18 protein-coding genes and 1 riboswitch are annotated in these 24,574 nt (G+C 39.8%); of the genes, 2 read left to right on the plus strand and 16 right to left on the minus strand.

Annotated elements, in window-relative coordinates; all coding sequences use genetic code 11:
* Nucleotides 1-97 precede the first annotated feature (97 nt).
* Genes B3P23_RS20675 through B3P23_RS20685 form a run of 3 tightly spaced genes read right to left on the minus strand, consistent with a single transcriptional unit; the run spans nt 98 to nt 5,833 of the window.
* A complete protein-coding gene (locus tag B3P23_RS20675) occupies nt 98-1,510 on the minus strand; it encodes an efflux transporter outer membrane subunit (RefSeq protein WP_293929236.1) in 1,413 nt (470 codons plus the stop codon).
* Nucleotides 1,510-4,665 (minus strand): efflux RND transporter permease subunit, encoded by a 3,156-nt coding sequence (locus B3P23_RS20680; RefSeq protein WP_293929238.1) that lies wholly within the window; start codon nt 4,663-4,665, stop codon nt 1,510-1,512. The genes B3P23_RS20675 and B3P23_RS20680 overlap by 1 nt, the downstream gene beginning before the upstream one ends.
* Nucleotides 4,666-4,684: 19 nt before the next feature.
* A complete protein-coding gene (locus tag B3P23_RS20685; RefSeq protein WP_293929240.1) occupies nt 4,685-5,833 on the minus strand; it encodes an efflux RND transporter periplasmic adaptor subunit in 1,149 nt (382 codons plus the stop codon).
* A gap of 412 nt (nt 5,834-6,245) precedes the next feature.
* On the opposite strand from B3P23_RS20685, the gene B3P23_RS20690 reads away from it, so the two are divergent.
* Complete coding sequence (locus tag B3P23_RS20690; protein WP_293929242.1) at nt 6,246-6,443, plus strand: hypothetical protein; 198 nt, start codon at nt 6,246-6,248, stop codon at nt 6,441-6,443.
* A 162-nt stretch (nt 6,444-6,605) separates the two neighbouring features.
* Here the strand turns inward: B3P23_RS20690 and B3P23_RS20695 are convergent, their stop codons facing one another.
* The 4 genes from B3P23_RS20695 to B3P23_RS20710 are packed head-to-tail and all read right to left on the minus strand — an operon-like array spanning nt 6,606 to nt 11,510.
* A complete protein-coding gene (locus tag B3P23_RS20695; protein ID WP_293929244.1) occupies nt 6,606-7,790 on the minus strand; it encodes an AGE family epimerase/isomerase in 1,185 nt (394 codons plus the stop codon).
* Complete coding sequence (locus B3P23_RS20700) at nt 7,791-8,963, minus strand: glycosidase (protein WP_293929246.1); 1,173 nt, start codon at nt 8,961-8,963, stop codon at nt 7,791-7,793. It lies immediately after the preceding gene.
* An 18-nt stretch (nt 8,964-8,981) separates the two neighbouring features.
* The gene (locus B3P23_RS20705; RefSeq protein WP_293929248.1) at nt 8,982-10,382 is read right to left on the minus strand and encodes an MFS transporter; all 1,401 of its coding nucleotides are present in this window, start codon (nt 10,380-10,382) and stop codon (nt 8,982-8,984) included.
* Nucleotides 10,383-11,510, minus strand: coding sequence for a glycoside hydrolase family 26 protein (locus tag B3P23_RS20710; RefSeq protein ID WP_293929250.1), 1,128 nt, complete (start codon nt 11,508-11,510; stop codon nt 10,383-10,385).
* Between the two features lie 249 nt (nt 11,511-11,759).
* Here B3P23_RS20710 and B3P23_RS20715 point away from each other — a divergent pair, with 249 nt between their 5' ends.
* A complete protein-coding gene (locus B3P23_RS20715; protein ID WP_045754442.1) occupies nt 11,760-12,641 on the plus strand; it encodes a helix-turn-helix domain-containing protein in 882 nt (293 codons plus the stop codon).
* Between the two features lie 37 nt (nt 12,642-12,678).
* Here the strand turns inward: B3P23_RS20715 and B3P23_RS20720 are convergent, their stop codons facing one another.
* The 9 genes from B3P23_RS20720 to thiM form a co-directional block, all read right to left on the minus strand.
* Entirely contained in the window at nt 12,679-13,749 is a 1,071-nt protein-coding gene (locus B3P23_RS20720; protein ID WP_281047537.1) for a cell shape determination protein CcmA, read from the minus strand.
* 12 nt (nt 13,750-13,761) lie between these two features.
* On the minus strand, nt 13,762-15,348 hold the full coding sequence (locus B3P23_RS20725) for a RagB/SusD family nutrient uptake outer membrane protein (protein WP_248754363.1): 1,587 nt from the start codon (nt 15,346-15,348) through the stop codon (nt 13,762-13,764).
* 11 nt (nt 15,349-15,359) lie between these two features.
* Entirely contained in the window at nt 15,360-18,545 is a 3,186-nt protein-coding gene (locus tag B3P23_RS20730; RefSeq protein ID WP_094771561.1) for a SusC/RagA family TonB-linked outer membrane protein, read from the minus strand.
* A 169-nt stretch (nt 18,546-18,714) separates the two neighbouring features.
* Nucleotides 18,715-19,770, minus strand: a complete 1,056-nt coding sequence (locus B3P23_RS20735; RefSeq protein WP_248754362.1) for an SGNH/GDSL hydrolase family protein — start codon at nt 19,768-19,770, stop codon at nt 18,715-18,717.
* Between the two features lie 127 nt (nt 19,771-19,897).
* Nucleotides 19,898-20,335: a GNAT family N-acetyltransferase gene (locus tag B3P23_RS20740; RefSeq protein WP_248754361.1), complete on the minus strand. Its 438-nt coding sequence runs from the start codon at nt 20,333-20,335 to the stop codon at nt 19,898-19,900.
* Between the two features lie 1,056 nt (nt 20,336-21,391).
* Complete coding sequence (gene tenA / locus B3P23_RS20745) at nt 21,392-22,042, minus strand: thiaminase II (protein WP_248754360.1); 651 nt, start codon at nt 22,040-22,042, stop codon at nt 21,392-21,394.
* Complete coding sequence (gene thiD / locus B3P23_RS20750) at nt 22,029-22,862, minus strand: bifunctional hydroxymethylpyrimidine kinase/phosphomethylpyrimidine kinase (protein ID WP_045752397.1); 834 nt, start codon at nt 22,860-22,862, stop codon at nt 22,029-22,031. The genes tenA and thiD overlap by 14 nt, the downstream gene beginning before the upstream one ends.
* Nucleotides 22,859-23,497, minus strand: coding sequence for a thiamine phosphate synthase (gene thiE, locus B3P23_RS20755; protein WP_293929257.1), 639 nt, complete (start codon nt 23,495-23,497; stop codon nt 22,859-22,861). The genes thiD and thiE overlap by 4 nt, the downstream gene beginning before the upstream one ends.
* Nucleotides 23,494-24,291 (minus strand): hydroxyethylthiazole kinase, encoded by a 798-nt coding sequence (thiM, locus tag B3P23_RS20760; RefSeq protein ID WP_260946257.1) that lies wholly within the window; start codon nt 24,289-24,291, stop codon nt 23,494-23,496. Before thiM ends, thiE begins: the two co-directional genes overlap by 4 nt.
* Before the next feature lie 60 nt (nt 24,292-24,351).
* Nucleotides 24,352-24,444, minus strand: a riboswitch (TPP riboswitch).
* Nucleotides 24,445-24,574: the final 130 nt, after the last annotated feature.

Consider the following 24,574-nt stretch of genomic DNA (forward strand, 5'->3'; position numbering starts at 1 on the left):
TGTGATCTATAAACCCATTTCCATGTTGGATATAAAAATAAAAGCTGTACTCTTGGATAGAAGCACAGCTTTTATTTTTATGATAATCAATACTTTTTTAATCCACGCCTCCGCCCAGAGCACGGTAAAGATCCGTGGCGGCATCAAATCGCTCTTTTTGGATCGATATGGCTTCCAGATCATTCTGTAGCGAATTATTCTGTGCCGTGATCACTTCCAGATAAGTCGCCATTCCGCTTCTATACAGCAACATGGCATCACTCACCGCTTTCTGCAATGCTGTTTTTTTCTGGTCGATAAGCGCTACGCGCTGATCGGCGTATTGTCGTTTTGCTAATGCATCGGACACTTCGCTTACGGCTGTCATGACTGTCAGTCGAAATTGCTCTGCTGATTTTTCTTGTTCAATTTTGGCTATTTCGTAAGCTGTTTTCAACTTCTTGTTCTGAAAAATCGGCTGGGTAATATTACCTGCGATATTTTTTACCAATGAACCCGGAAGGTCAAACCAGTTATTAAACTGGAATGAATTGGTTCCGATAGAAGGAGTCAATCGTAAAGAAGGATACATCTGAGCCTTTGCCAGACCAGTACCCGCATTGGCCATCACGACAGCATATTCTGCGGCACGTACATCTGGACGTCTACTGAGCATGTCGGCAGGCACGCCTATCGGGAAGCTTTCTACAAAAGGTGTCGTTTCCATAGTCGACGCACGTGCGATGCTATCTGGAAAAGAACCACAGAGAATGCTTAATACATTTTCCTGTATGGCGATATTTTGCTTGGCCAGAGGGACAAGCAATTCAGCAGTCTTCTTTTGTGCTTCAGCCTGATCCACAGCCAATGAATTGGTCTGTGCCGATTCAAACTGCAGCTTGATAATCTGCAAGGTCGTATCGCTCAACGCAATGTTTCGGGAAGCAACTTTAAGCTGCTCATCCAGTGTAATTAAATTATAGTAAGCCTGCGCGACTTGACTGACAATACGGGTCCGCAATGCCGATAGATTTTCATGCTGCATGAAAAAGTTGGCTCGAGCGGACTCTTTTTGCATGGCTACTTTGCCCCAGATATCTGCTTCCCAGGAAACAGTGAGCGAAGCTGAATAATCGTCTATGTGTTGATTTCCTGTAAATTGCTCACTCAAAGAACCATTCAAAGAACTTTTTGATAGGTAGTTTCGTGCAGCAGAGACAGAAAGTTCTGCCGTGGGAAGAAGTCCCAGTTTTGCCTGTTTATAAGAAAGATCCAACTGACGGAGATTCATCATTGCGACCGATATATCCTTATTCTTGTCCAGCGCCTTATCGATCAACGCGGTCAGATAAGCATCTTTAAAGAACGTTTTATAGGGCAGACTAATGGTATCACCCGTCAATTCAACCGTATTCCTATAACTTGTTGGAGTCTCCAACTTTGGACGACTATACTTTTTGTTTACCGAGCAGGAGGACAGTAAAACTGCCACTCCAACACCGTAAAATATATGATTTATAGATAATGCCATTACTCAACACTTTGAATTTTTTGATTTTTGTTTTTACCGGATACCTTTTCCTGAAGATATTGAAACAGTATATACAGGATTGGGATGACAAATACACCTAGGATCACGCCCGAAAGCATCCCGATGGCTGCACCTGTACTGATCGATCGATTACCCATGGCAGAGCCACCTGTTGCAAACATTAAGGGAATCATACCGACAATAAAAGCCAAGGAGGTCATGATAATCGGACGTAGTCTTGATTTTGCTCCTTCAATTGCCGATTCAACGATCGTATAACCTGCAGCGCGACGCTGCACCGCAAATTCAATAATCAAAATCGCATTCTTCGCTAATAGCCCAACAAGCATAATTAAACCAACCTGAACATAAATATTATTGTCCAATCCGATCGCCCTAATCGATGCAAATGCACCAATAATTCCGGTAGGAATAGAAAGCAATACCGCTAGTGGCAACAGATAACTTTCATATTGTGCGGCCAATAAGAAGTACACAAATAACAGACACAGCGACAAAATAACCAAGGTCTGGTTACCGGCAGATTTTTCCTCTAAACTTAATCCTGTCCATTCGTATCCGTAATCTGATGGCAATTTGCTCAGCACGTTTTGCTCCAGATTGGTCATGATCTGACCATTACTAGCACCTGGTTGGGGCACTACACTGATCGTAAGCGCATTGAATAAGTTATATCTGCTCAACGATTCAGGACCATATACCTTATGCAGGGTGACCATGGAATTGACGGGCACCATTTGGTTCTGATCATTGCGGACAAAGATTTCATTAAATGATTGTTCATCCGTTCTGAATATCCCATCTGCTTTTACATTGACGCGATAAAATTTACCGAATCGGGTGAAGTTCATCGATTGATCACCTGCAAAATAGGTTTGGATCACATTCATCATACGACTGATTTCCACACCCATTTGCTGTGCTTTATCTTCGTCAACTTCCAGTTCAAGCTGAGGAAAATCTGTGCGGAATGTGGTATATGCAAACTGAACACCGGGTTGCTGCATAATTTTTCCAATTACTTCATCAGACATCTGTTTAAGTTTTTCTGGCGATTTTCCCGTCTTATCCTGCAACACGATTTCGGCACCACTGGTGACTCCATATCCGTCCACAGGAGGACTTCTAAAAGCCATGATCGTAGCTTCCTTAACCGTAGCAAATTGCGCTGTTAGGTGACCCAAGATGACATCAATATCTTTCTCCGCGCCACGGTCTTTTTTATCTTTTAATTTGATAAATCCCATGGCATAAGCCGGACTGGCACTGTTTGACAAAATATTGAAGCCCGTGATCGTTGTACTATTTTGTACGGATTCTGTCTTTTTCAAAATCTCATCCACACGTGCAGCAGCAGCAGTTGTCCGGTCCAGTGCAGTACCCGGAGGCATACTTAAACTGAAGATGATAAAGGAATCATCTTCCATAGGAACAAAGCTTTTGGGTGTACTGGTCATCATCCAACCTGCTAGTGCAGTGATCAGGATCACCAGACCAGCACCGATCCATTTTCTACCAATTAAGAACCGCAGCCCCTTGATATATTTACCGGTTAAATTCTCAAAACCAGCATTAAATGCGGTAAAGAATCGTTTTCCAAATCCTTTTTTATCAGATGCTCCGTGCTGACCATCGGCATGATTATTTTTTAACAATAAAGCACATAGGGCAGGTGTAAGCGTCAGGGCATTGACCGCCGATATAATAATCGCAATTGCCAATGTGTAGGCAAACTGCTTGTAAAATATACCTGCAGAACCGGTCATAAATCCAATCGGTATAAAGACCGCCGACATGACCAAAGTGATCGATACGACTGCACCCGTGATCTCGCCCATGGCACTATGTGTCGCCTCTTTTCCGGTCATGTTCGTGCCTTCCATTTTACTATGGACGGCTTCGACGACTACGATGGCATCATCGACGACAATCCCGATAGCGAGTACCAAAGCAAATAAGGTCAGCACATTGATGGTGAATCCAAAAGCGAGCAGGAAGAAAAATGTACCTATAATCGCTACCGGTACCGCAATAGCGGGTATAATAGTCGATCTAAAATCTTGAAGAAATAAGAATACGACGATAAACACCAATATAAAGGCTTCGATCAAAGTCGATTTTACTTGTCCTGTTGCTTCGTCCAAACGTTCTTTTGTACTCATCAAGCTCGTATAGTCTACGCCTGGGGGAAAGTTTTTAGATGCACTCTTCAACACTTCCTGTACCCCAATCTCAATATCGTTGGCATTAGACCCTGTGGTCTGTAGAATGGCCACTGTTACGGCATTCTTTCCACTCATGGTCGTATTGCCGCTATAATTAAGCGAGCCAAATTCGATACGGGCGACATCTTTCAATCGTACCAAAAGCTCACCATCGCGTTTCACGACAATATTTTCGTACTCCTGGGGCTGATTCTTTTTACCCTTATAGCGCATGACATATTCCAGCGCAGCATTGGATTCTTCGCCCAGCTTACCTGGTGCGACTTCTATACTTTGTGTGCCGATGGCATTACTGACATCAGCAGGCTCTAAGCCATAAGCAGCCATTTTCTGCGGATTGAGCCATACACGCATGGAATAATCTTTGACGCCAAAAACTTGTGCCTGTCCCACTCCAGAAACACGTTTGATCTGTGGAATGACGTTGATATTGACAAAGTTTTGCAGAAAAAGCTCATCATATTTTTCATTATCATCCGTATATACGTTGAAAATGAGGATCATGCTATTTTGCTGCTTGGAAGTCGTCAATCCCATCCGGATCACCTCTTGTGGAAGGATTGGCGTAGCTTGCTGCACCCTGTTTTGTACGTTTACAGCCGCTTGGTCAGGATCCACGCCCTGCTTGAAGATAATGGAAATAGAAAATGAACCATCATTACTCGCAGTGGATTTGATATACTGCATATTTTCCACTCCATTGATCTGCTCTTCGAGCGGTGTGACCACCGAGCGAATAACCGCCTCACTGTTCCCTCCGGGATAACTGCCCGATACCATCACGGTAGGCGGAGAAATATCCGGAAAACGCGTTACAGGGAGTCTTAACAACCCTATAATACCCAATATCAATAGCACAACCGAAATTACGGTGGCCATGACGGGTCTATCTATAATTTTTTTTAACATGTTGATACTAGTCTAGAAATTAATGTTTCAAAGAGTCTTGGCTCACGATCTTAGGTACGACCACGACTCCTTCTGTTAATTGGTCTATACTGTTAATAGCGATTTTATCACCCGATTTTACACCCGATTTGATGATATAATCTGAACCTGTGCGGCCATCTATTTCGATCGTTTTCATCGCCACCTTATTGCTGTCAGCGAGTACATAAACAAAAAATTTGTCTTGTATATCTTTCACTGCAGCCATTGGTAGTGTCAGAGCACTAGTCAGATTTTTGGTCAAAACCACACGCGCAGCACCACCGGAACGTAAAATTTTATCGGGGTTTGCAAATAAAGCCTTTAATGATATCGTTCCTGTATTACGGTCAATGTTACCACTAGCAATTTCTACCCGACCTTTTTGGTTGTAGCGGTTACCGTCTGCCATGATGATCTCTACGGTATTCATCCCTGCATCTGTTTTTCGATCGTTCATAAAGGCGATGAATTTAGCTTCATTGAGATTGAAATAAACAAAGACTTGGTCGATCTCCGATAAAGTGGTCAATGGATTTGCATCGGTAGGGGTGACCAAATTGCCGACCCGACTTGGAATACGTCCTATGTAACCACTTACTGGTGCTTTAATAATGGCAAAAGCAGCATTTAACTGCGAAGAGCTCAAAGCAGATTTTGCCTGTGCGACTTGAGCAGTTGCAGCATCATACTGCGCCTGTGCACTTTTTAACTGTAGGTCTGAAACTACTTTTCCCTGAACTAGAGGTCTTATTTTTTCCAATTCGATCTGCGCGTTGGCCTGCGACGCTAAGGCCGATTGTAATGATGCTTTACTATTAGTCACCTGCTCATTGAAGACATCGCTCTTGATTTTGAACAGCGATTGTCCTTTTTGTACATATTCTCCTTCTTTGACATAACTAGCCTCTAGATAGCCCGATACTTGTGCCCGAATATCGACATTGACTGTTCCTTCTATAGTACCAGGATAAGTCTCGACGATGGTCGTCGGAGTCTCTTGTAATGCGATGAAATCAGCATGTAATGCCTGTTGTTCGTATGATCCTTCCTGTTGTTGTCCTCCACATGAACTAAACAAAATACCGAAAGCAAATACGGCTATGTATAGATTGAAATTGATCCTTGCTTTGAATTCTTGCTTTACCATTTTATATACGATTAAAATTTCAGATACAAATAACAAGAGTTATTATCATTTAAGAAAGAGATAAGTGACTGAACTGGCGAAAATGGCTTCTGAAACGAAACTGTTGTCATCTGAATCAACACGGTATATTGCTGTATAGGATGGAACCCGTATGCCGCATAATTAAAAGTTGCAGGCGTTATAAGTCGGGGTAAAAGTTCAGTAAGATAGATCGTCAAGAAAATCGGTGAGGTACGGTTCAGCGGGTTGACGTTCCCAATTCAGCATCGAATTTTGCCAGTTGAGCTATTTTTCTCTTAACAATAAGGTACCTCTTCTCTATTTTTGTATAGGACATTCAAAGAGTTATCCCTTAAACACAACTTCTACCATGATGATGGAATATATTTTGGTTTTTTCAATCTGTAAAGATATGATCGTAAGACGGCAGGAGATCATGTCTTATCTGCAACAGCATCTCGATCATTTGGAATTAACGACCATTGAGTTACAAGATCGGAAGTTTACGATGTCCATCAAATCTAGAGAACGCCTGGAATACCAGATTCAGAAATTGATCAGGTCAAAGGGTTTACAGATCGGTTTTATATCTGGCGAGCGTATCGCATAAGTCAATGCTTATGGATTCTATATAGGGCTTATTTTATGATGAGCTAGACCATTCGTCAAAACTGCCGGAATTATTCATAATTAAAAAATGCACCTTCCTGTTATGAGTCAAATTTTGACGGAAGGCACATTCTCTAATTTTTACTTCTTTTATTTGCACGGATCAATCTTTTGGTATTCGATGCAGTAATTCTAAGCAAGCTCGCGTATTATGGTAGGGGCATTTCCAGATTCCGACCTTATCTTCTCCCAGCATAAGTTCACCCTGCGCATCTCTTCCCCAGAACCATTCGCCATGTTTAGTATCAAGAAGATTGGATTTGATATAACTCCAGATCTGATACACGACTTTCAAATACTTTTCGTGTTGTGTAAGGGTATAAGCGCAATAAAAACCCACTAAAGCTTCAGCTTGTACCCACCAATGTTTTTCTGCATGCAGATGTCGGGTAGCATGGTTGTATTCATAGTTGAGCGCACCACCTTCAAATCCTTCTAAAGCGCCTTCGGCAAGTTGAATGGCATGTCTTTTATAAATTTTGATCCACCTTTTATCTTGGATCGTTTCAGCACATTCTAACAGGAGCCAGGAAGCTTCAATATCGTGACCGAAGGAGAAAAAGCGTTGTGAACTTTCCCACCGATCATTCATAAAGAGGATCAGATGTTTGCCATTAATGATGTATTGGTCAAATATGGATAATAAATGATCTATTTTCTCTTTTAAATAATCAGTAGGCGCTACACGATATAAATTGGAATAGGCTTCAATAATATGGAGATGGGTATTCATGGTCTTTCTTGCCTGAAGATCCTTGTCTGAAAGGCGCACATCATCGATCTTAGACCAATCCTGACCTAATGCTTCGATATAGCCACCATATACAGGTTCAAAAGCATATTTTTCTAGTTTTTCAACTAATTTATTTGCCCAGGCAAGTACTTCCATATCCTGCGAAATTTCATAATATTCCGACAGACCATAGATCACAAATGCGATGGCATAAGTTTGTTTTTTACCCTCCAATACTTCCCCTTTATGGGTCAATGACCAATATACCCCTCCATATATGGGGTCTATTCCATAACTTTTTATATAGTGATAAGCGCGTTCGGCAAGAGCTAGATCAGTGGGGTCGTTACTGTTTTTATAGGCTGCGGAAAATGACCATAGTAGACGTCCCTGTAGCACTAAACCCTTTGCCGCAGTATCATCGACCTGATTATCTTGCGTGATTCTTCCCACAAAACCACCATTGATTTCGTCGATGGTATTGTTCTTCCAGTAACGGAGGATATTGTTCAATGCGATATCCAATTCTTTACGAAGGTTAGTTGTTGCCGGCATTTATGCGATCTTATTATTGGATTCAATCAAAGCGATAATTCTTTCTACAGAACTTTTGGAAGTCAATAAATCTTCCGGAGTTTGCGTGACGTAATCAATCAATTGTTTTATAGTGGTTGTCGCTACATGCATGCGTGTATCTGAAGAAGCATAATAGATCAATACATCGTCTCCATCCTGAATCCAGCCATTAGAAAATACGACATTGGAAACATCTCCAATACGCTCATCACCTTCTGGAGCGATAAAATAGCCTGCAGGTTTATAAATAACTTGCGTAATGTCATGAAGGTCGGTCATAAACAGGTAGAGTACATAGCGAAGACCTGCAGCAGTATGGCGTACCCCATGTGCAAGATGCAACCAACCTAAATCTGTTTTTAAAGGAGCAGGTCCTTGACCGTTTTTAGCTTCGTAGACAGTATGATATACTTTTTTATCAATCACAATTTCATGATCGATGATCGCGTTTTCCATTTTATCACAATAACCAATGGCGATTCCACCACCTTGTCCAGCTTCAAGGAATGAATCTTGTGGACGGGTGTAAAGGGCATATTTTCCTTCAACAAATTCGGGATGTAAGACCACATTTCTTTGCTGTGCAGCATGGGTTTTTAAATCGGGTAAACGTTCCCAGTTGACTAAGTCCGAAGAACGAATAATGCCGCATTGGGCAATTGCTGCTGTCTGATCATTTTCAGAAGCGTTTTTATCTCTACGTTCTGTGCAAAATAGACCATAGATATACCCGTCTTCATGTGCCGTAAGTCGCATATCATAGACATTGGTATCTGGTTCTTCTGTTTGTGGCAGTAAAATCGGTCTATCCCGAAAACGAAAATGATCGATCCCATTGGGGCTTTCAGCAATGGCAAAAAATGATTTCCGATCTGCGCCTTCTACACGTGCAACTAATAGATATTGGTCATGGAATTTTATTGCTCCTGCATTAAAAACAGCATTTATAGCAAAGCGTTCTATAAAATAAGGGTTTTCTGTTTGATTAAAATCAAAGCGCCATGTTAAAGGGATATGTGCCGCAGTAAGAACAGGATACTCGTATCGATCGAATATACCATTGCCTATTGCTTTTTTGTTGTTTTTTCGAACAAGTAATTCTTCTTGTGTTTGCGTCAGTAGCTGTAATCGAGATTCGAATATTGTGGTCATAAGAAAATATAAATTGTATTAATGGTGATTTCTGCGCTTCTCCAATTCTTCGGATATCGCATACATTTTCGCATCAGTAAGGCTATAGAAATAAATAAAAATAACGGAGATCAATGCCCCTATGGCAGGAATAATACTCATCATTAAGCGAATTCCATTTTTTGCACTATCGGTTTGTATTGCATTGGCTTCGAAGCCATAGATGGCCAATATCCAGCCTGTCAATGCTCCACCCATCGTCCAGCCTAACTTTTGAGACATCGAGGAGGAGGAGAAGATCAATCCTGTTGCTCTACGTCCAGTTTTCCATTCCGAATAATCGGCAATATCGCCATACATGGACCATAATAAAGGAAAAATTGCTCCTGCACAGGTGGAAATTAAGCATTGTAAAATAAAAATATAAGCCACCTGTGTCTCGTCTAAACTATAAAAAAATAAACTCAGGATCCCGGCAAGGATCATCGCCGAGGCAAATGTTTTTTTCTTTCCTAATCGATCTGCAACGGGCTTGACAAGTAATACCCCAATAATATTAGCCCCTTGACCTAATACCAGGTAGAGTGTGGAATAGTTTAAATGGAGATTTAGAAATGGAATATGTATGGCATTTTGATTGGTAAAGTAGTATTTAAAATAGAAAATAGCAGAACCATCACGTAGGGAATTGAAAATCAATGTCGCAATCCCTGCAGCAAGCAATATAAACCAAGGCTTGTTGGTAGCTAAATCACGCAGGTCATCCCTCAGCGAATTGTCGGTACTTTTAACAGGAAGGATTCGTTCTCTTGTCCATGCAAATGTAAAATAGAATAAAACAGAAGCGATACAAGCAAAAATAATCATGGTATACTGCCATCCTCTTTGAGCATCAAATAGACCATTTTCCACTTTTCCAAAATAATCAACCAACGGTTCTGCTAATCCTAAAACTAAGATGCTTCCAGCAAATGCAAATACAAATCGATAAGAAGATAAGGCCGTCCTTTCTTTGATATCAGCGGTCATGACACCCATTAATGAGGCATAAGGCACATTGATAAGCGAATAGATCATCATCATCAAGGTATAGGTACAATAAGCATAAATAATCTTACCCGATTGACTCAGTTCGGGGGCTGAAAAGGTCAAGATGCCAATCAGACCAAAAGGGAGCGCAATCCATAAAATAAAAGGTCTAAATTTTCCCCACTTGGTGTGTGTACGGTCGGATATGATCCCTACAAGAGGATCAAATGCGGTATCCCAAATCCGTGTGATCAAAAACATGGTCCCTACTACAGCGGCGGAAATACCAAATACGTCAGTATAATAATAGAGCAGGTACACGGAGAATATTTTCCAAAACATAGAAGATGCAAAATCTCCAAAGCCATAGCCCACTTTCTCCTTAAAGGATAGTTTTTCTGTTTTCATCATTTATTTATAGAGATTTAGCGCTTTAGTTTTCTTTCCAAAATAGACGTTAGGTAAGGCGTAGAAGTTTTTGAAATCTGAGGAGGAGGGATGTCCCTTATATGGAGCATAATAATGCATTTGATTTTCTTCTTTTTTCAAACCATGATTTCTCCAGATCAAAACATAACAGATATCAAAATCTTGAACAGATGCATATAAAGTCTGCGTCCACCAAGTAGGATCGGGAATGGTTTCAAATCCTGTTTCCGCGAGTGCCATCGGTTTTTGATTTTTCTGGGCATATTGCTGCAATACGGCTAAATTATTCCGTAGCAAGGCCGTGAAATCTTTTTTTGATTGTTCAAGTTCTGCCTTAGAAGGGGATGGCTTGGCGAATTGATACGTATCGAAACTCATCATATCAGCATAATCATTGCCGGGGTATCTATGGATAAATTCCTCTTCAGATTGAAAATTATTGGTATTATAGACGTAGATCAGGTGGTGAATATTCTTTTTATTTTTCAGATAATCCACGGTAAACTTCCATAACTTGATATAATCATCTGGAGAACAGTGTGGATTTCCCCACCAAAACCAGCCACCATTATGTTCATGAAAAGGTCGAAATAGAATGGGGGCATATACGCCTTCTTTCGTTTTAAGTTCCTTCAGAAAATCTGCGGCACGATCTAACCATTGGACATATAACTGATGGTTTTTACCACCAGGAATAATGCTGGCGACTGCCGTTGTGGTATCCCATGAGTTTCCTAAGCTTTGTGGATTGTCCATATGCCAACTGATGGTGTTAATAGACCCAGCTTCAAAACGATCCACGATAAATGCTTTCATTTTAGCAAATGATACCTGATCGATATTATGCGAACGTTGGTGCTCAATGCCACCAATATCCCATCCAAAGACAGCCGGATAGTCGCCAACGACGTCCTTGACATCCGATCGATTCGGTACATCTTTCCAAGTGACACCGTAGGCTAATGCATCTTGGTGTCCAAATAGTAAAGCTTTTTTATCTTGTAATTTGAATAGGTTTTGATACAGGTTTTTGGTTTCTATTGTTGCTTCTTGGTCGATCAATACTTGCGCCCTTAACGGAAGTAAATACATGGATAAGAGTGAGCACATGAATAAATTGAATATTGGAAATCGCACTATAAATAGATTTATTGGTAAAATAATCAGGTTGCTAATTGTTGATTCAATATTACAAAGTAATTAGAAAATAGGCTAATACTATTTTAACAATATTGATTGATAATCTGACATTATCATTTGTTTAAATGATATGAAACCTATTTTTATTTAAAACTTATTTAATATTTATTTATCACATCTGATAAAAAATACTAGATTAGTATACCAATTGTAAACATCATGGATCATACCAATATCATTAAGGAAATAACACCACTAACGCAGTCAGATTGTTTTACGATGTTCAGTCGCATCAAGAAGGAGTTTGATTTTCCGCTGCATTATCATGATGAATATGAATTAAACCTGATTATAAATGGACAAGGAGCGAGGCGTATTATCGGCAATCATATCGAAACGATCGATGAGCTGGAATTGGTATTGGTAGGACCCAATCTTCCCCATGCCTGGTTTACCCACCAATGTCAATCTGAGGAAATTCAGGAGATCACGGTACAGTGGCATAAGGATTTATTTGATGAAAAATTTCTAAAGCGCAATCAACTTAATTTCATTAAAAAAATGTTCGAATTATCATCCAAAGGCTTGAGTTTTTCCAAAGAAGCCATTGAGATGATAGCCCCTCGGATAAAAGATCTGGATAAAAAATCAGGATTTGATTCTGTGATTTCCCTGATGCTCATCTTACGGGATCTTTCTTCTTCACGCGGGGTGCAAACCTTATCGGGAGATAATTTTATTCAGGTAGACAATTTCTCGTATAATAGCAGACGGCTTGATAAGGCATTTGAATATATGAATGCCCATTATGGTAAGCCAATATCGTTGAAAGAAATTGCCAAATTAGTCAATATGACAGAGGTTTCATTTTCCCGATTTATAAAAAAGCGAACGGGTAACACGTTTATAGATTCGTTAACAGAAATTCGATTGGGGCATGCGACCCGATTATTAATTGAAACCACACATGCGGTAGCAGAGGTGTCATTCACCTGTGGCTTTAATAACATCTCCAATTTCAATCGTATTTTTAAAAAGAAAAAGGGATGCACGCCGACCGAATTTAGGGAGAATTTTTCGGGCTCGCGGATATTTGTGTAATGTAAAAGGCGATCCGAAGATCGCCTTTTACCGGGTACTATTTAATAAAGATGAGATCATCTAAATAGATATTTTGATTAGCATCATCAGGACCCGGAAGCCAAAATCCCAATTGAACGATATTTCTACCGTTGACAAACTGATCTATATCTGCGGTTTTCAATTTAAAGTAATTCCATTTATTGGCCTTGACAATAAGTTCAGTATTCCGATCCGAATTGCCATAGGCAACATTTCGAGTATTCGAGGTGATATATAAAGTCTGATCCGATGTACCACCTTTTAACCAGAATGAAATATAGGTATATTCGACAGGAACGTTAATTCCTCCTGACCAATTGGCAAATCCATTAGCGGACCAATTTCCTTTATTATAAGTCATCTTGAAAGAATGTGTTCCTGATTTAGCCGCTTCACTTGATACTTCTGCCGGTCCCCATGAACCATTGACAAGACCTTGTTCCATATCTTCATAAAATAACACTAAAGCTTTATCTAAATTGACAAAATCATCTTTGCTGGTGATACTACCTGCTTCATTCGTCAAGATTAATTTGGATTGTGTAAATTCAACTACAGGTATTTTCAAGGTGATGGAAGTAGCCGTTTTCGAAACAATTTGAATCACAGCTTGCTCATCCTTGACAAATTTAGCTTCGGAGATATCCGCAAAATTCTTACCCGTTAGTGTAAGCTCACCATTTCCTTTAAAGTTATAATTGGATACTTCGAGTATGTTTGGAAGACCCAGTACTTTAAAAGGAACGGTAAATTTGACGTCTTTGTAATTGATAAAGACAATATTTTGGTCTGCAGGTATTGCATCATCTGGAATACGGAAGATCACGGCATGGTCTGTATTGAAATTGGGATTTAAGGTGGCTTCAATACTATCTTTTTCAAAATAGATCATTTTAATTCCACCTAATCCTGTCCCTTTTAGTGTCAATACTTCTCCTGCGGCACCTTGGCCCGGTGATATTTCTTGTGGATTGGGATTTGTGGAAGGCTCACTTAAGTTGCTTTCTTCTTTTTTACAGCCTATAAAAACTCCGACTGCACATAACATCCCGATGGATATAAATAATGGTTTTAATATATTTTTCATTTTTATAGGGGATTAATTCGTGTAATAAGGAACTGCTGGTTTTAATAATTCAGGATCAGAGACAGTTTCCGATTGCGGAATAGGTAAAAACAACTGCGCTTCATTATTGATCGTCGTTTTGAATGTGCTGATTCCAGTACCGGTATAAGAACCACGTTCCTGTTTGGACACAAATTGCTTCGCAAAATCAAAACCTCTTCTTTGCACATCAAACCAAAAATCGCCTTCATAAGCAAATTCGGCACGTCTTTCTTTAAAGATTAGGTCTGCAGTTAAAGATGTAGCTGGGATGTTGTTGAAATTTCCCGCTCGATTGTGAACCTTATTGAAAGCATTTAATGCGGTTGCATCTGAAGTGCTCGCTTGGGTTCCTAATGTCGCCTCGGCATAAATAAGTAGAACATCGGCATAACGTAAAATATAGGTACAGATATCAGAAGATCCATTATCAGATAATTTTTCACCATTGGAACCCGGACCTACGACATATTTAAGCGAATTTGCTCGAGAACCATTTCGAAAAGTAGTCGTTGTTTCATAGTTTGTGCCGGTGGTATCGTAGGTAAAACCATTTGGAAAATTGACATTTTTCCAATCTGCGCGGAAAAAACCATGTTCCATATTTGACCATTTACGACGTCTATCTTGTGCGGCATAAGATTCTAACATATCGATAGTTGGATAGACTGATGAGTACCCAGTTCCTTTGTCGGGTTTCATTAAGGTACTCGGTGCTGCATAAGCATTGACAGCATTGGCATAGCCATAACCACCATCTGCTATCCACTGCAATGCGAATAAAGACTCTTGATTATTATTTGCTTTAGAACTGGTGAACATTTCCTCATAATTTGGATATAAATCATATTTTCCGGAACTAATGACGAGTTGCGCCTTTTCTTTGGCCTTTTCATAATTCTTTTGATATAAATGTACTTTAGCCATCATTCCTGATGCAGAAAGGGACGAAACTCGACCTTTTTGATAGGGAGTGGTCGGAAGATTTTGTTCTGCAAAAGCTAAGTCTTCTAAGATAAAGCGTAATACATCCGATTGGATATAACGAGGCACATTGTAATTACCTGATCCTGCTAAGGCAACTGGATCATTGACAATAGGAATATCCTTGTATATTCTGGTCAAGTAAAAGTAGGCAACTGCGCGAATAAAACGCGATTCGGCAATAGCGATATTCAAATAGTCTTTATCTCCAGAAGTGGATTTTTTCTGTTCGAAAGTCGAAGCCAAAACAGTAGCTGTACCCGCAACTTTATAGAGCGAGCGCCATGCAGAAGCAACCAGTCCATCGGTACTCAAGACGGTGAAATTATTAAAACTACCCCCATCATAATTGGGTCCAGTTTCGGTTAACATATTTCCAGCTAGTGTTTCCCCGATAGCATGGAACGATTTGTCGGTGTAATCGTACCAAACCGAATTATAAAGATAACCAGTAGCCGCATATACCTCTTCTGCAGTATTGTAATAGGTATCTAAGGTTGGATTATTTTCCGAAGGTTTATTTAGAAATTCTTTTTTACAAGCTGTAAGCATAAAGCCAAGCCCGAGCATTATATATATAAATTGATATCTTTTCATGATGATGGAAATTAGAATTGAATATTAGCTCCGATCGTAAATGTTCTTGGATTTGGATAGTGACCATTATCCACATTTTGAGACAAGACTGATTTATTGAACGAACCGATCTCGGGATCATATCCGGAGTATTTGGTAAACGTATATAAGTTTTGTGCGGATAAATAAATTCTTGCACTAGAGGCTTTAACCGATTTCATCCAACGTTCCGGAAGGTTATAGCCAATGGCAATATTTTGAATCCTCAAATAAGAGCCATCTTCAATATAGCGGTCAGAATTTTTGGTATTGTTACTATGCCATTGGTTGACAAAACGCGGAATAGATGCGTTGGGATTGGATTCTGTATAGCGGTTTAAAACATCAGCAGATTGATTTAAAAAAGGATTTGAAAGTGATTCGGTATATTTCTTTGTCCAGTTAAAAATTTTTGAACCCTGCACTCCTTGTAGGAAAATAGATACGTCAAAGTTTTTGTAGGTAAAATTATTAGTGATCCCGTAATTGAAGGTCGGGTTAGGATCTCCAATAGTGGTCACGTCTTCAGATCCTATTTTTCCATCACCATTTAAATCCTTATACCGTACATCTCCTAAATATAAACCTGTTGGACCTACAGCCAATCCCCAATCCGTGCCATTATTGAGTTCGTCCATGGAACGGAATAATCCGTCCGTGACATAACCATAGAAGGTACCGACTGCATGTCCTGCTCGCGTAATGTTAACGACAGAAGTAGAACCCGTGAAATCTTGCTCTACGCCACGCAATAACGCATTTTCCGAGTTTAGGCTAACCAATTTATTTTTATAGTGTGAAAATACAACGCTTGTTTTCCAAGTGAAATTGTCCCGTTGTATATTGTAACTGGTGATTCCGATATCAATACCTTTATTGGACATTTTACCCGCATTTGTAACCGGAGGTTCAATTTCTTTATAGGCATTGTAGGGTGGGTTTGGGTCTAATCCTGCAAATACTGGTAGTGTTGTGGAAAGAATCATATCCGTGGTCACTTTATTATAAACATCCACGGTTATTTCTAATTTTTTCTTCAATAGGGTTAAGTCAAAACCTGCATTTGTCGTTTTCACAGACTCCCATCCTAAATTTGGATTTCCGACATTGGCGGGAATACCTCCTTTGCCAAATGGAGAAATAGGGAAGAGGCGAATATTGGTAGAGTATGCATTTTGAACCGGAGAATTCTGATTTCCTACTGTACCATAACCAACACGAAATTTGAGATAATCGATCGCATTCCAGTTTTTAGCAAACTTTTCCGAAGTCACTGTCCATGCACCGGAGATCGCTGTAAAAGTTCCATGTTTCCTATTTTCTCCAAAGCTCGAAGCCCCATCACGACGTAGGGATCCGGAGATCGCATATTTATTGTCGAATGTATAGCTCGCGCGACCGAAATAAGATTCCATAGCCCATGAACTGGTGGTGGAGTTTGTTCCGGAAGGTACAACAGTTCCTGCATTAATAGATTTGATATTTTGATCCAGGTCGATGGCACTGATGTAATGTCCATTATAGTGTGATTCCTGAGCTTCATGTCCTAATACGGCCGACACCCAGTGTTTAGCACCAAATCCTTTGTTGAAATTTAAGAAATTTCTCAAAGCCCAAAAATGACTTGTGTTTCGATCTTCTCGCAATTTACTGGGAGAAAGAATACTTTGACCAGTATTCTGATTATCTATTTTGGGCTGGAATGCGGTATTTTCTGCTAATTGGAAATCATAGTTTACTTCATTTCTTAGCGTCAGATAATCGGTAAATTTCAGTTCCGCATAAATATTACCAAAAGCTTTATTTTGGATCGCATTTACTTCACGCAAAAGTGCAGTAGCAATTGGATTGCCATTGGCATTGCCAAAGGTATTGTTACCTAAAGAACTTGTCGTGATATAGTTGCCATTTGCATCTTTAATAGGAGTTGCAGGACTATTGTATAAAACGATTGCGGTGGGCGTTTCTACTCCGTCGGTAAGTGTAATCCCTTGATTAGAACGGGATAAATTTGCGGTAATACCTGCTTTTAACCAAGGTTTCACTTCTTGGTCCAACGCAAACCTACTGGCTAACCGATTAAAATCTGAACCAATAATGGTACCCTTTTGATCAAATGAATTGAGCGAAAAATAGTAAGACGTTTTGTTGTGCCCTCCAGAGAATGCTAGTTGATGATTGCTCGTATGGCCAGTTTGGAATAATGCATCTTGCCAATCGGTACCCTTACCCAATATTGTGGGATCTTTGAGTTCACCGATCTCGTTGAGTGCAGTTCCAGAAGCTTTGAATACTTCGGGGATTAATGAATTATAATAGGTTGCGTACTGTGGCAAGTTCATGATGTTGAGTTTTTTTGCCACCTGCTGGATACCATAATAGCCATCATAGGTAAATTTACCTTCACCGGCTTTTCCTTTCTTAGTTGTGACTAGGATTACGCCATTGGCACCCAATGATCCGTAAATAGCTTGTGCCGAGGCATCTTTTAAGATGTCAATCGATAAAATGTCATTTGGATTTAATGTGGCGAGGACAGACTGCTCGGTCTGACCACCTTTTCCTCCAAGTTGGTCTTGTGAGACCGAGTTTGTACTGGTTAGGATCGGAACTCCGTCGATGACATAAAGAGGTTCTGTTCCATTGACTGAGGTAATACCACGTACTTTAACGGAAACGCCCCCTCCGGGCTGACCGCCATTGTTGGTCACCGTTACACCTGCGACTTTACCCTGCAGTGCTTGATCTATTCCAGCTACGGGTTGGTCCTTAAAATCTTTTTCAGAGATAGAAGAAATGGAAGAAGTAACATTTGCTTTACGGACAGAACCGTATCCGATCACGACCAATTCATCCAAAGTATTGCTAAAAGGCTCTAAAGAGATGTTAATGGTGTTTTTATCTGCAATAGTAACTTCTTGAGCTTTGGAACCGACAAAGGAAAACACTAAACTCTTAGCGTTTGATGGGATCGTGATGGTATATTTTCCTTGACTATCTGTCGCGGCAACGGTATTGGTCCCCTTTACCGTAACGTTGACGCCAGGAAGTTTTTGTCCCTCTGCATTTTGGACTATACCTGTGATTACCCGATTTCCGGATTGTTGGGCATAAGCAGAATGGAGACATAATGTAAAAAAGCCCACTGTAAGTAGGGATCTTTGTAGAATGTTTAACATAGCTTTATTTCTTGGTTATAATTATCCAAATATGGAGATAATTCAAGTAGATCTTTAATACTATTATGACCAATCTTAATAATATTCGAACTATTTAAACCAGAAAATGTTTATTTAAGCTATTTTTTGTAGGTTACTGTATTGATACTATTTTGCTATTTTTTTGGTTCTATTTTTTCCAGTTATATTGTTTTAGGATAGCATGCTCCAGTTCTTGTGCGATCTGCACATGTTCCTTCGCATCAGGATGGCTGTCGCATCCAGAATTGTAAGATTTTTGAAAGAGATAATAGTTGATGTTCGTGTCATCTGCACGCTTCACAATTTCAGGTAATTGTAAGGCAAAATAGGATTTAAGTTCCGGATCTGCCATTGGGCTGCTTAAACATAAAATTTCTGCTTTAGGATATTTTTGACGTAGCTTCTTTAGAAAGTCAATATAATTCTTTATAAATAATTCAGCAGGTTGAAAACCATCATTCTGTCCAAGTGTCACACAGACTAAATCGGGTTGATAAGTGGAAAAGTTCCAATTGATGCGATTGTCGCGTAAATTTATTTTATCATAAATATCAGGCATTGTAAATTTTAGATCACAACACGAATGCATAAGACCTATTCCTGAGTATGATGTCAACTGCCATTTTGCATGGAGACTACGTGCTAAAATGGGGCCATACGCTGCATAGGCATCGTGCTGGTCAGACCATTCTCCAGTGCCGCAGGGAATGCTGAGGTTGGAGCCAGTCCCACAGGTGATGGAATTGCCATAAAATTCGATTTTTCGGGTCGTATGGTCCAATGATTTGTAAATCTGTTCTGCTTGGATATTCTTTAGTGCTAGGGACCCTATATTTGCTTCTGTTCCTTTACAGATCAATACGTGATGTCGACCTGCAGCAAGCTTTTCACCAATCCGTATTTTATTTTCCTTCGAGGCAAGCTTCAATCGTTGCACCGGTTCCTGATCGATGAGTATACTGATGTAATTATGATTTTTTCCATATAATGCTTCATCGATAAGTGTAATGTCACAATAGGATCCTTCGTAATCGAACTCAAAGTACACCCCAGGAGCATAGAAAGTGGGCAATTTAGGATCTGAAAAATCAATTCGTCCAGTATAAGTAATTGCAGGGTGGTCAGCAGAAAAAGTTTGTGTTTTTTGCTGTGCCATACAGGAGAAAAAAGATAACAATAGGATACTGATACAAATTCTATACATGGGGTTGTTTATTTTGGTGCTATAATATAGGTGTAAAGTTGTGTTTTTTGTCGCAACATGTGCATCAAATAAGAATTAAATATGTGATACAGAAATTTTGTATACGCTAGCTCTAAAGGCTCAAGTTTTAAACCTGTTCATTTTTAATATAATAAATTTTGCTTTCTTTAGCTTGAAAGCCGATACCTTGATAAAGGTTTAAAGCGGCTTCGCGATGATCTTCTGTGTAGAGTAAAATCTCCTTAAGCTTTTTCTGATGGCCAATTTCTAATATTTTTTCAATGAGTTTTTTTCCGATACCTCTACCTCTATATTGCTCATTCACCACCACGTCCTCGATCCATCCTTTGCTACCCGAAATTACTTGATAAGTACATATACTAGCTATCCCTGCTACATGCTGATCAATTAAACAGTAAACGAATGATATGGGATTTTCATCCTTCAATATTTCAGTTAATGGCAATTGTTTTTTTTGAGGACTGAGCTGTTTAAAAAGCGCTGCTATCTCTTCGGCAATTTGATCATTGATGTCCGCTAAGCATAAAATTTTTATTTCCATCATATTTTTAGTTTGTTTTATTTAAAAATATCTGCTGCTACTGGTTCAGAAATTAAATACTGGTATTTATATGTAATATTTACAAATTTGAGAGAAAAAAAGTTATTTACCAAATACAATATCTCGTGTAGAGATGTGATTGGCTTAATTTCCTTTAAGATCATACTTTAATAGGGATTGATGCTCTTTTTTAATAGGCTACTAAAAAGAGCAAAGGGATTCGTAATCTGATCGATCAAGCGGAGCCAGTCAACTTCAGTATCTGGGTAAATCATCTTATTAGGAGATGACTGTGCGGATCCTCAATTTTGTTCTTGATTATTTTGCGAAGATTCAGGTCATACGACAATACTTAGTTGGTAAAAGTTGCTGATACAACCAATCGAGGTCAGTTAGAAAAAAATCAATAAGTCGAGATCTTAAAATTTAAAAACACCTTTTAAAGCTTAAATAAGCTATTATTCGATTAAAATCATCCAGTCAGTGATCACTTCTTCGCTTTGTGCAGTCCCTTCTTGAAAAGATGGAGTCCCTTTTTCTGAAGAAGGAGAACAAGTTTTCTAAAGTTAAACCTCTTGTCGCAAACAAGTGATAAGTTGTTGTCGAGGTTGGATCAGTATTTCTATAACTGCTGATGTCTTTTTAGGAAAAGCGATCCCTTGTTGCGAAGTTATGTTCCCTTATTACAAACAAGTGATCCCTTGTTGTGAAGTTGTGTTCCCTTATTACAAACAAGTGATCCCTTGTTGTGAAATTGTGTTCCCTTTTTACAAACAAGCGATCCCTTTTTGTGAACTTGTGTCCCTTTTTACAAACAAGTGATCCCTTATTGTGAAATTGTGTTCCCTTATTACAAACAAGCGATCCCTTTTTGCTAAATTGTGTTCCCTTATTACAAATAAGCGATCCCTTCTTGTCAAGAAGGGATCGCTGAAAGTCAACAAGTGATCCCACTTTTACGCTCTTTATTTAACTTTTTGCTATAATTTTAATAAATAGGTAGTGCGCTAACTATTTTTTTGTCACTGAAATGAATAATAGGATTTAACCTCTTTTTCATTACATCCAACTTTTGATATCATATGCCGCTTCCCAGAAATAATATTCCATTTTTGAAGCAGTAATAAAAGCTTCGGTCATCTTTTCTCTAATGGCTGGTGATGCTTCCGCTGCCGCCTTGTCGCACAGATCAATGGCTTGCTGGACGGCAATAGCAAAGTCTTCACCACCATAGGTATCGATCCATTTTTGGTACGGATGATTGCTGCTGTTCACCTCATTGAGGATATGATCACCGACTTTTTTATAGATCCAAAAGCAGGGGAGTACCGCGGCCATAGCGATTTCAACGGCATCTAGTGCTGCCGTGCTTTTTAAAAAGTGAATATAATGATGACATACGGGCCCCATCGTTCCCTTTTCGGTTAAACCAAAATCCTGAAAGTATGCATGATGCAGGGCATTTTCGACCACAATCGCTGTCTCCGCATACTTGATATAGTGTAAAGTAGTATCTACATCATGTGCCCGAGCTGCGATCAGTGCTAATGCTCTTCCGAAGTGTTCCAGATAGAGGGAATCTTGCGCCATATAGAACTGAAATTTATGTATAGGTAGATTTCCAGCAGCTAGTTCAGTAATAAAGGGCATTTCTAAAATAGACTGATAGTTATTTTCAATTTGATTCCAAGCGATTTCAGACCAATTCATTTTTAATTAATTTATCAGGGTTAAAAAAGTGGTTAAGAGGGCCATTGCCTTTTCCGATTACGACATCTTTTCCATGTTTAATAGCTTCGTAGATATAATCTTGCGCTAATGCTACTGCGGTATGAAAATTTTCTCCACGTGCCAAGTAAGCGGCGATAGCTGAGGAAAGTGTGCAACCCGATCCATGTGTATTTTTTGTCGCAAATTTTTTCGTTTCAAAGGCTGTGTACTGGCCATTTTCTTCAAAAAATAATGAGGTTAAGGTAGCCGTTTGTTGATGTCCTCCTTTAACAAGAACATGTTTACAGCCTAGGGTCTGAATAATCTTTGCCGCCTGATGCATATCGTCCAGATTTTTTACATCAATGCCAGCCAGTAGTGCAGCTTCGTCCATATTTGGAGTGATGATGTCGGCTATTGGAAATAGCCTGTCCATGATGGTTTGGATGGTATCTGCCTCAATAAGTGTATGACCACTTGTTGCCACCATGACAGGATCAAAGACGATCGGGATCTTTGGATAATGACTTAAAGAAGTCGCGATGGTCTCCACCAGTTGGGGGGTATGGACCATGCCTATTTTAATAGCAGCAGGCATAATATCATCTAAGATCGCGGCGATCTGGTCGGATACAGCTGCTATCGGAATGGGATATATTTTTTGGACTCCTTGTGTATTTTGCACCGGCAGAGCAGTAAGGACTGACGTCGCATAGCAGCCCAGCGCTGAAAAGGTTTTAATATCGGCCTGAATGCCAGCTCCGCCACTACCGTCAAAACCAGCAATGGTGAGCACCGAAGGATAGGTGTATTGTTTCATTTTAATAGTTCATTTTTAATTGCATAAGCGGCTTGCTCTGGATGGTCAGCACCACAGATCGCGGAGACGACTGCTAACGAATCGGCACCCGCTTTAACGATTGCTGATGCATTTTCCAATCGTACATTTCCGATTGCAACTAAGGGCTTATCTGTACGAGAACGGATCATTGCTAATCCGTTCAAGCCCCATTCCGTTACGGTATCTGTTTTTGTTTTCGTATTAAATATGGGGCTGACGCCTAAATAATCTGCTACAGCGGTGTTTTCATCATCCAATTGATGGAGATACTCTATGGAATAGCCAATTGTTTTGCTTTCAAAAGCATGTACACGGCGCAGTACAGCAGGAGCGATATCCCGATTTCCGACATGGATTCCAGCAGCACTTATTTTTTCAGCTACTTCAGCATGATCGTTGATGATCAGCGGGATATGATATTTGTCGGTAATCTCTTTTAATTTCAGTGCTTTATATATCAACTCTTTGGTCGTGATCTCTTTTTCACGGAGTTGGATCATGTCCACACCTCCACGTATTGCCTGTTCAGCTACATAAAGGAAATCACGTCCTCGGCAGTCCTTTTCCGAGATCACTAAATAAAGTGGATAAGGAAACGAGGGGTGCAGGGTCATGATTGGGTGATTTTTAAATGGGTAAGAAATTCGTGTTCGGTAATGTTATAGAGCTTGTCCAGAATATGGGTCTGTAGACTTGCTGGGCCAGCACTTTCTTTTGCGGCTAATTCTCCTGCTATGCTCAGTAAACTCATTGCAGCAGCAACAGCTTCCGTTTTATTTTCAACCGCAGCAATAAATGCCGCGATCAGGGCCGATGCAGTACAACCTAATCCGGTCACCTTGGTCATCATCGCATTCCCATTCTTTAAGTATATACATGTGTTGTGGCTGATGATGATATCTGTTTCACCTGAAATACATATGATTGCGCCTGATTTGGCCTGTAGATTTTTTGCAGCATCGATAGCCTCGGTACTGATCACGGTACTATCTACCCCTTTTGTCACCACATCTGCTGTTTTTGCAAGAGCAATGATTTCAGAAGCATTCCCTCTGATGACGGTAGGCTTAAAAAGCAACAGTTGATTTAAAACAGTATCGCGATAGGAGGTCGCACCTGCACCTACAGGATCTAAAACCCAAGGTTTCTGGATTGAATCTGCTTTTTTAGATGCCATGAACATGGATTCGCTCCAGTACTCGTCCAGCGTACCGATGTTGATGACCAGTGCATGCGATAGCGTTACCATTGCTTCGACCTCAGGTTTGGCGTGTGCCATGATCGGTGATGCGCCCACTGCCAACAGTGCATTGGCGGTATTATTCATCACAACATAGTTCGTGATATTGTGAATAAGAGGCGAGGTATTTCTTACCTGAATGATGTGTTGCCAGAGTTTTTTTTCCATTCTTATATTTTTAACAATAAAAGCTTTAGGAAAAATCCATAACAACAGTCCGGATGAGTAGATGGACTGATTGCTTTTCCCTACGCCGGTGTTAGCCGGATCAGGTTCAAAGGGACTCTCTCAATTCTTTACAGAATACCCCTAAAGCGTATACAAAAGTATTGAAAAAAAATGAATTAATGGATAAGCGCCCAAACTCATCATCACAGGCTCTTTAGTACATTTCTTAAAAAGTGTGCCGATAAAGTTCCACATTGTATTTACACTTTTAAATAATTATGTT

Origin of the sequence: Sphingobacterium sp. UBA6320, assembly GCF_002440335.1 — a bacterium.
In the GTDB taxonomy this organism is placed as follows: Bacteria; Bacteroidota; Bacteroidia; order Sphingobacteriales; family Sphingobacteriaceae; genus Sphingobacterium.

What these genes read in the sequence shown, in the direction of transcription:
- B3P23_RS20675 (WP_293929236.1), bottom strand. Translation starts at nt 1,510, where the DNA reads ATGGCATTATCTATAAATCATATATTTTACGGTGTTGGAGTGGCAGTT.
- B3P23_RS20680 (WP_293929238.1), bottom strand. Translation starts at nt 4,665, where the DNA reads ATGTTAAAAAAAATTATAGATAGACCCGTCATGGCCACCGTAATTTCG.
- B3P23_RS20685 (WP_293929240.1), bottom strand. Translation starts at nt 5,833, where the DNA reads ATGGTAAAGCAAGAATTCAAAGCAAGGATCAATTTCAATCTATACATA.
- B3P23_RS20690 (WP_293929242.1), top strand. Translation starts at nt 6,246, where the DNA reads ATGATCGTAAGACGGCAGGAGATCATGTCTTATCTGCAACAGCATCTC.
- B3P23_RS20695 (WP_293929244.1), bottom strand. Translation starts at nt 7,790, where the DNA reads ATGCCGGCAACAACTAACCTTCGTAAAGAATTGGATATCGCATTGAAC.
- B3P23_RS20700 (WP_293929246.1), bottom strand. Translation starts at nt 8,963, where the DNA reads ATGACCACAATATTCGAATCTCGATTACAGCTACTGACGCAAACACAA.
- B3P23_RS20705 (WP_293929248.1), bottom strand. Translation starts at nt 10,382, where the DNA reads ATGATGAAAACAGAAAAACTATCCTTTAAGGAGAAAGTGGGCTATGGC.
- B3P23_RS20710 (WP_293929250.1), bottom strand. Translation starts at nt 11,510, where the DNA reads ATGTGCTCACTCTTATCCATGTATTTACTTCCGTTAAGGGCGCAAGTA.
- B3P23_RS20715 (WP_045754442.1), top strand. Translation starts at nt 11,760, where the DNA reads ATGGATCATACCAATATCATTAAGGAAATAACACCACTAACGCAGTCA.
- B3P23_RS20720 (WP_281047537.1), bottom strand. Translation starts at nt 13,749, where the DNA reads ATGAAAAATATATTAAAACCATTATTTATATCCATCGGGATGTTATGT.
- B3P23_RS20725 (WP_248754363.1), bottom strand. Translation starts at nt 15,348, where the DNA reads ATGAAAAGATATCAATTTATATATATAATGCTCGGGCTTGGCTTTATG.
- B3P23_RS20730 (WP_094771561.1), bottom strand. Translation starts at nt 18,545, where the DNA reads ATGTTAAACATTCTACAAAGATCCCTACTTACAGTGGGCTTTTTTACA.
- B3P23_RS20735 (WP_248754362.1), bottom strand. Translation starts at nt 19,770, where the DNA reads ATGTATAGAATTTGTATCAGTATCCTATTGTTATCTTTTTTCTCCTGT.
- B3P23_RS20740 (WP_248754361.1), bottom strand. Translation starts at nt 20,335, where the DNA reads ATGATGGAAATAAAAATTTTATGCTTAGCGGACATCAATGATCAAATT.
- tenA (WP_248754360.1), bottom strand. Translation starts at nt 22,042, where the DNA reads ATGAATTGGTCTGAAATCGCTTGGAATCAAATTGAAAATAACTATCAG.
- thiD (WP_045752397.1), bottom strand. Translation starts at nt 22,862, where the DNA reads ATGAAACAATACACCTATCCTTCGGTGCTCACCATTGCTGGTTTTGAC.
- thiE (WP_293929257.1), bottom strand. Translation starts at nt 23,497, where the DNA reads ATGACCCTGCACCCCTCGTTTCCTTATCCACTTTATTTAGTGATCTCG.
- thiM (WP_260946257.1), bottom strand. Translation starts at nt 24,291, where the DNA reads ATGGAAAAAAAACTCTGGCAACACATCATTCAGGTAAGAAATACCTCG.